This is a genomic window from Lutibacter sp. (assembly GCF_041596795.1).
GTDB lineage: Bacteria > Bacteroidota > Bacteroidia > Flavobacteriales > Flavobacteriaceae > Lutibacter.
Map to the genome: position 1 here is coordinate 1 of NZ_JBFHHX010000146.1, position 7571 is coordinate 7571.

The 7571-nt window shown below is 27.2% G+C and carries 10 protein-coding genes; 7 read left to right on the forward strand and 3 right to left on the reverse strand.

All coding sequences use genetic code 11. The features are described 5' to 3' along the window. The 3 genes from ABY298_RS13495 to ABY298_RS13505 all read left to right on the forward strand — a co-directional run. Window positions 1-652 (forward strand): Crp/Fnr family transcriptional regulator (locus tag ABY298_RS13495; RefSeq protein ID WP_372746583.1); only part of this gene is annotated, 652 nt, incomplete at its 5' end. 95 nt (window positions 653-747) lie between these two features. Next, window positions 748-1590 carry a universal stress protein gene (locus ABY298_RS13500; protein ID WP_372746584.1) on the forward strand — a complete coding sequence of 281 codons (843 nt, stop codon included), beginning with the start codon at window positions 748-750 and terminating at the stop codon, window positions 1588-1590. Window positions 1591-1607: 17 nt separating this feature from the next. Beyond that, window positions 1608-1997, forward strand: coding sequence for a hypothetical protein (locus ABY298_RS13505; protein ID WP_372746585.1), 390 nt, complete (start codon window positions 1608-1610; stop codon window positions 1995-1997). Between the two features lie 502 nt (window positions 1998-2499). On the opposite strand, the gene ABY298_RS13510 is transcribed toward ABY298_RS13505, so the two are convergent. Genes ABY298_RS13510 through ABY298_RS13520 form a run of 3 tightly spaced genes read right to left on the reverse strand, consistent with a single transcriptional unit; the run spans window position 2500 to window position 4262 of the window. Next, window positions 2500-3138 carry a phosphoribosyltransferase gene (locus ABY298_RS13510; protein WP_372746586.1) on the reverse strand — a complete coding sequence of 213 codons (639 nt, stop codon included), beginning with the start codon at window positions 3136-3138 and terminating at the stop codon, window positions 2500-2502. 2 nt (window positions 3139-3140) lie between these two features. After that, window positions 3141-3803, reverse strand: coding sequence for an alpha/beta hydrolase (locus ABY298_RS13515; protein ID WP_372746587.1), 663 nt, complete (start codon window positions 3801-3803; stop codon window positions 3141-3143). Between the two features lie 12 nt (window positions 3804-3815). Further along, the gene (locus ABY298_RS13520) at window positions 3816-4262 is read right to left on the reverse strand and encodes a DUF2267 domain-containing protein (RefSeq protein ID WP_372746588.1); all 447 of its coding nucleotides are present in this window, start codon (window positions 4260-4262) and stop codon (window positions 3816-3818) included. 400 nt (window positions 4263-4662) lie between these two features. Here ABY298_RS13520 and ABY298_RS13525 point away from each other — a divergent pair, with 400 nt between their 5' ends. The 4 genes from ABY298_RS13525 to ABY298_RS13540 form a co-directional block, all read left to right on the forward strand. Next, window positions 4663-5106, forward strand: a complete 444-nt coding sequence (locus ABY298_RS13525; protein ID WP_372746589.1) for a hypothetical protein — start codon at window positions 4663-4665, stop codon at window positions 5104-5106. A gap of 27 nt (window positions 5107-5133) precedes the next feature. Continuing rightward, on the forward strand, window positions 5134-5571 hold the full coding sequence (locus ABY298_RS13530; protein ID WP_372746590.1) for a hypothetical protein: 438 nt from the start codon (window positions 5134-5136) through the stop codon (window positions 5569-5571). Window positions 5572-5806: 235 nt separating this feature from the next. Then, entirely contained in the window at window positions 5807-6712 is a 906-nt protein-coding gene (locus tag ABY298_RS13535; RefSeq protein ID WP_372746591.1) for a serine hydrolase, read from the forward strand. A gap of 89 nt (window positions 6713-6801) precedes the next feature. Beyond that, on the forward strand, window positions 6802-7571 hold a 770-nt coding region (locus tag ABY298_RS13540; RefSeq protein WP_372746592.1), incomplete at its 3' end, for a serine hydrolase.

Sequence of the window (7571 nt, forward strand, 5' to 3'; positions counted from 1 at the left end):
GCAAAATCAAACAAATGAAAATGATTTAAAAACAATACATCAATTAAAAAATTATTTTTATGATGAAGCCGAAGAATTGAATTTTGATGCTGGAGAAATAATTTACCATCAAGGAGACCACTCTAACTATGTATATTTAATTAAAAAAGGCATTGTAAAAACCTATAAAATTGATGAACAAGGTAAAGAATTAATAACCGAACTTTTAAAAGAAGATGACTTTTTTGGGTTTACTTCATTTACAAATAATCTTGCACACCAAGAATTTGCAGCTGCCATTGAAGATACACAAGCTTCACGCGTATCAAACAAAGATTTAAAATCTATTTTATACAACAATCACGATTTAACATTAGAATTGTTTGATTATTTAAGTGATAATGTTACCGAAATAAAAGAACATTTATTAGAAATGGCTTATAGCTCTGTTAGAAAAAAAACAGCAAGTACCATTTTACAATTTTCAGAAAAAATTAAAAAAACCCCCAACATTTGTGTTCAAATTTTAAGAAGCGATTTAGCAAGTATTGCCGGAATTGCAACCGAAACATTTATTAGAACTTTATCCGATTTTAAAAAAGAAGGATTAATTGATGTAGATGGAAGAAATATTAAAATTTTAGATATAGAAAAATTAAAAAAAATTAATTAAATAATGCTAAATAATAAGGCTTCACTTGATTAATATCATTTTACAAATACTATTTGCTTAGTAAATTTGAGTATAACTGAAATTTACTTTGCACCATGAAAAACATACTATTACCTACCGATTTTTCAGATAATTCTTGGAATGCTATTAACTATGCAATTCAATTTTACAAAAACACGCCATGTAATTTTTACATACTTCACGTAACACTTATGCCAACATATATTGGCGGGGAAATTCCTATTTTTCCATCAACTAATATTTTAGAAACCACAGTTTTAAAACAAGCTAAAATAGAGTTAACTAAATTATTGAAAAAAATAAAAAAAACTGATAAAAATCCAGATCATCATTTTTTCTCTATTTCTAAATACGATTTTTTTATTGATGCAGTAAAAACTCAAATTGAAGAAAAAAACATAGATTTAATAATTATGGGAACCAAAGGAGCAACAGGATTTAATGAAGTTGTGGTTGGAACCAACACAGGCGATTTAATTACAAAAATAAAATGCCCAGTTTTAATTATTCCTGAAAAATCTACTTTTTCACCTCCTAAAGAAATTGCATTTCCAACTGATTTTCACAATTTTTACCAACCATTTATACTAAACAACATCTCAGAATTTGCAGAAATGTACAATTCATCTGTAAGATTAGTTCACGTTGCTAAAAAAGATGAAGTTTTAACCGGAAATCAATTAGAAAATAAACATTATTTGCACAACTATTTTACAGAAAACAAACACAGTTTTCATAGAATAACAAGCAATAACATTGAAGATGGAGTACGATGCTTTGTAGAAAGTAGAGACATTGATATTATAATTATGATTGCTAAAAATTTAACCTTTTTTCAACGAATATTATTTAAACCTACCGTTGAAGAAATTAGTTACCATACAAAAGTACCTTTTTTAGTACTTCATGAAGAATAACCATTAAAACTTAAATTATGGAAAACACGTCAATTTTTTTAGCTAAATTTTGGGGATGGTATCTGATTATTTTCTTTTTAATTTTAACTTTTAACCCAAAAAGAATTATCCAAATTATTACAGATTTAAAAGACCAGAAATTTGCCATACTTGTAGCTTTTTTTGCAATAATAATTGGCTTATTAAACATATTATTTCATAATATTTGGGAAAGCAACTGGACAATAATTATTACACTTATTGGGTGGGTAGCTGTACTAATTGGATTGGCATTATTTATATTTCCAAAACGAACAATACATTGGTTTAATTTTATAAACATTAAATTTATTCAACTAATTTATATGTTGCTTTTTTTAGCTGGTCTATTTTTATTAACCATGGCTTATGATTTTGTAATTGTGTAGCTACAAAAACAAACCAACTGACAACAATCATTCTTTATTTTGATGGTTATCATTTAAAATCAACTAATTACACCTTATATTTGCTTATCAATTTTAAGTTCATTGAATTGTTTAAATAAACTTTTTAAACAAATTTACACGAGGGTTATTAGTGTAAATTCACATTGAAAAGATTTAGATACATGCTGATAAGTTCCAATTATATCCTTAATTAAGAATGAAAATTTATTTTAATATCACATAGTTGCTGTAATCTTTTCAGAAGGAAACAGGAGAGAACATTTCCTGTTTCCTTTAACTTATATCTAACTTACTATTAAGTTGGAAAAATTTGAGAAAAGTAATATAGTTTAATTACTTTAAGATTGTACTTCAAAAAGGCGCGAAGGCCGAAGTAAAAAAAATTGAAAAGTTAAATTGTATTATTTAACCTCAATCCGGAAATAGGGAAACTGCGGTTTCCCTATTTCTATTTTATACTTTTCCCTAAAAAAAATGGTATTTAATTTGTTTTTATATGTGCGTTATGCAGTAATTTTATTGCCTCCGAATCGCTAACTTGACCAAAATCTTGATAAAACTGACCAACTGCCTGGAACCTTTCTGGATTTAACAAACAAATAATTTTATAAACCAATGGATTCTTTTCAATTTTATTAAAAGCAGATTTTGATGCTACTGGAGCTGCAACAATAATTTGATTTGGTTTTTGAAGATGAATTAATTGAATACTAGAAATTAAGGTGTTTCCTGTTGCAATACCATCATCAACAACAATAACTATTTTGTTTTTTAAATTTACAGGAGTTCTTTTTCCATAATAGGCAAGCTCTCTTTCTTTTAATAATTTCCTAATTTTTATGGTTTCTTCATCAATATATAATTTTGATATTCCTGCAACATCATCACTTAAAACACAGTTTTTTAACGTAACTGCACCTATTGCAAATTCTTTATTTAATGGATGTCCAATTTTTTTAGACAATACAATTTCTAAAGGAACATTTAATTTTTTGGAAATAGCAAATCCTATAGGTAAACCTCCCCTAGGAACCGCAACAACTACAACATTAGTATTGTTGCTATAACTAAGTAATTGTTCCGCTAATAAATTCCCTGCTTCAATCCTATCCTTAAACATTTTTAAAATATTTCTCTTTGCACATGTTTGTTAAGCCAATTACTAGTAAGTTTAGCAACCTCATCTAATTTACCATGTTCCGAAAATAAATGAGATGCACCTTTCACAATTTCAAGTTTACAATTTGTTGTAAGTTTTTTTATGGATCCTTTATTTAATTCTATAATTACAGGATCATATTCACCAGCAATAAGCAACGTTGGAGCTTTTACATTTTCTAAATTATTTATTACTAAATCAGTTCTTCCGCCTCTAGAAATAACTGCTTTTACTTTATTTCCTAAAAAAGCTGCTGCACTTAACGCTGATGCTGCTCCTGTACTAGATCCAAAGTAAATAATTGGCAAATGTTTAGTGCATTTATAATTTCTAACCCATTTGGTAATTTTTAAAAGCCTATCTGTTAGTAATGTAATATCAAACCTATTTTCATAAATTAAACCTTCTTCATCGGTTAATAAATCCATTAACAAACTAGAATACCCTTGGGCATGTAACAAATTTGCTACATAGTTATTTCTAACACTTAATCTACTGCTTCCAGAGCCGTGCGAAAAAAGTATAACTCCTTTACAAAAATCATCATCAACAAGCATTAAGTTTCCTTTTAAACTAATTTTATCTATATAAATTTCAATCTCTTTTTTTGATTCAGCAATTTTCATAATTCAAATTTTTTAAAACATTATATTTTGATACACAATAAATTTTAAATCCTTTGGTAATTCGGTACGTATATCTTCCAATTCACCTAAAGAAACGTATTTCCTTAAAGCAATAAATGTTGTTTTTATATAGTTTTCAGCCTTTTCATCAGATTCAAAATCATGTAAACTAGTATTTCCGTCATATTTTCTAACCAAATCTATAAAAGCTTCTAAGTTTTTTACTTTGGGCTTTTTTTTCAAAGTCCAACCATTTACATAAATGGCTTTTAAAAACATAGGAAATTGCGCTATTAATTGAAGTGATTCTTCTGTTGAAATTAAATCTCTTAAAGCATGTAATATTGACGAAAGAATTCTTCCAGATTTATCAATGTCATCTTTTAAATTTAGTTGTTTAGCATAATCCTTTAAAAATGAATTAGCCTCTTTTGCGAATTGATTAAAGTTTAAGCCCATATTTGTAGTTTTTAAAATTTATTAAAACTAATATCTATTGTACTTATCATTCTATTATTTAATGGCATTTAACTAGATTCCATAAATATTTAAAAGAACTTTTTTTTGAATAACAATTAGTTGTTTTTAATACATTCTTTTTTTTAGTGTATATAAATCTACCATTAGTTTAAATTTTATAAAATGATATTGCTCAATTTCAACCAATTAAAAATCCGCTTTAACTTTAACTAAAACTCACAAACAAAAACCATAACAACTTATTTATCAATATTTTCACTTGTTAATCTTGTATGTTTTTAACAATTATTATCTATCTCATTTTTTTTGATGAGCTGATAGTAATCATTTCAAATAAAGCGAATTTAATAGAACTTAGCTCTGCTAAAATTTTATTAAAATGACAACAGATTTATCCTATAAAACTTTTGGTAGAGAGAAAAGTATCAATGAGATATTGTATAAAACTACTTGTTGGAATGCTGACTTAAGATTTAAAAAAGCAGAACTAAAATTTATTTTAAAATTAATTGACACTTACCCTTTTAACACCAACACTCGCAATCTATTTGAGCGTATTCAGCTTTTTACAAAAGATTTAAAAAACTTAGAAAACGAGCTACATAATTTATCTATAAATATTGATAGTTATACTAAATATTTAATTGGCCAAGAAGAAGAACCTCACCCAGATCAAAAGAATTATTATTTAGTTAAATATCATTCAATGGCCGAAGCTATATTTAATTACAATAAAACTTATGATAAATTAAAACAAAACGTATATGAATATATATCTGGAATTATGGAGCCTAATTTAAACTCTAAAAAACAATTAACATAGGCTTATTAACCATTAAAACAACATATTATGACTTTAGAAAGTAAAAAAATTTGGACAAACAGTCGGAAAAGTATTTCTATGTTGCACACTGAATCTAAAAATTGGATTTCCGAAATTGATTTTATTTTAGATGAAATTCGGTTTTTAAAGCATTTATTAAGCGCAAAATACATTGACTATCTGTTTGCAGGTTTAGCAAAAAGAATTGAAATTTTTACAAAAAAACTTGAAGTAGAAAAAGAAACCAGTACTTTATTAAAAGAATCTATTCAAAAACATGAAATATTTTTAACAGATTTAATTGAGCATAACAACTTAATTTCAAACATAAATTATATTGAGCAACACAAAACTTTAAATAAAGAAATAGATATTTATTTAAAAAAGTATAAAAATCTTAAAAAACAAATATTTGATGCTGTTGAAAAGGTAATGCGCAAAAAAAATATTAAAAAACTATTGTAGTATACTTTTCTGAATTACAACAGCTTATAAAATTAAAAATTAGCATGGCAATACCATCTTTATAAGAAGAAATTTTAAAGGCAAATTTATGCTTTTAACATTTTTTTAATTTTAATATTTAAAAAAGCCACTATTATCAAGGAATTTTATTTTTCCAAAATTAAAATTTTAACAACCAACATATTTAAAAAAGAAATACATTTGGATGTTTTTAAAAAAATAATTTAGCATCTAAATGAGACCATATCAATTACTTATAATTATTGCCCTTTTTATTACTACTGCAATACAAGCTCAAAACGATTTACCTTTACGATTGGATGATTCACAAATAAAATCACTTCCCAATTTAATAAATCCGGCACTTCAAAGTAATTTAGAAAAAGAACTTAATAAAGTTCCAGAATGGAAAAAATTAATAGCCCAAAATAAAATGGCTGTTGGTGTAATTGACTTAAGCGATCCTAAAGACGCAAAATATGCTAGAGTTAACGACAACCAAATGATGTATGCTGCAAGTTTGCCTAAAATTGCAGTACTACTTACAGCAATGGATGCTATTGAAAAAGGCGAACTTAAAGAAACTCCAGCCATTACAAACGACCTAAAGTTAATGATTAGCAAGTCTGATAACCAAGCTTCTACAAGAATGATTGATAGATTAGGTTTTGCAAAAATTGCCAGTGTAATGACCGATAAAAAATACAATTTATACGATAAAATAAATGGTGGTTTATGGGTTGGAAAAAGATATGCTGCTAGCGGACCAACTAATAGAGAACCTCTTAAAAATTTAAGTCACGCAGCTACAGTTGCACAAGTTTGCAAATACTATTACTTATTAGCTAATGGTAAATTGGTAAACGACAAAAGATCTAAGCAAATGTTGGATATTATGGAAAACCCAGCATTACATCATAAATTTGTAAACACCTTAGATTTGATAGCGCCAGATGCAAGATTATTTAGAAAATCTGGCTCTTGGAAAAATTTCCATTCAGATTCTATTTTAGTTTGGGGAAAAGATGCTACAAGACGCTATATTTTAGTAGCACTTATTGATGATGCTAATGGAGAAAGTATTATTAGAAATTTAGTAGTTCCTGTAGAAAAAGCACTTAAAAAAGCCTTATCTGTTTAATTCACAAATAAACATTTAACATTTATTTTTTATAAAATACTGATAAAAAGGCGTATTTTGCAGCTATTGCACTTTTAATCAGTATTTTAATGAAACATTTTTCAGTTTTTTTCGTAGTTGCATTGTTTGCAACAACAACATTATTTAGTCAAAATGAACTTCCTATTCATTCAGAAAATTCAAAACTAAAACCCTTAGGAACCCTTTTAAATAAAGACCTTCAAAAAGATCTTGAGCTGCAATTAAATACCATTCCAAAATGGAAAACTTTAATTCAGCAAAATAAATTAGCTGTGGGCGTTATAGATTTAAGCGATCCAAACGAAATAAAATATGCTCGTATTAATGGCGGTAATATGATGTACGCTGCCAGTTTACCAAAAATTGCAATACTTTTAGCTGCAATGGATGCTATAGAAAAAGGAGAATTAAAAGAAACTCCTGAAGTTACTAATGATATGAAAATAATGATTAGCAGATCTAGTAATTCAGCAGCAACCAGAATGATTGACAGATTAGGTTTTGATAAAATTGAAAGTGTTTTAACAGATGAGAAATACAATTTATATGATGAAGAACACGGCGGCGGACTTTGGGTTGGTAAGCGCTATGCTAGTGGCGGTGCAACAAATAGAGAGCCACTAAAAAATTTAAGTCACGCAGCTACAGTAAATCAAGTTTGTAGATTTTATTATTTATTGGCAAATGGCGAACTTGTGAACTCTAAAAGATCTAAACAAATGTTAGGAATAATGGAAAAACCAGCCTTACACCATAAATTTGTAAATACACTAGATCAAATTGCTCCAAATGCACGCTTATTCAGAAAATCTGGTTCTTGGAAAAACTTTCACTCAGA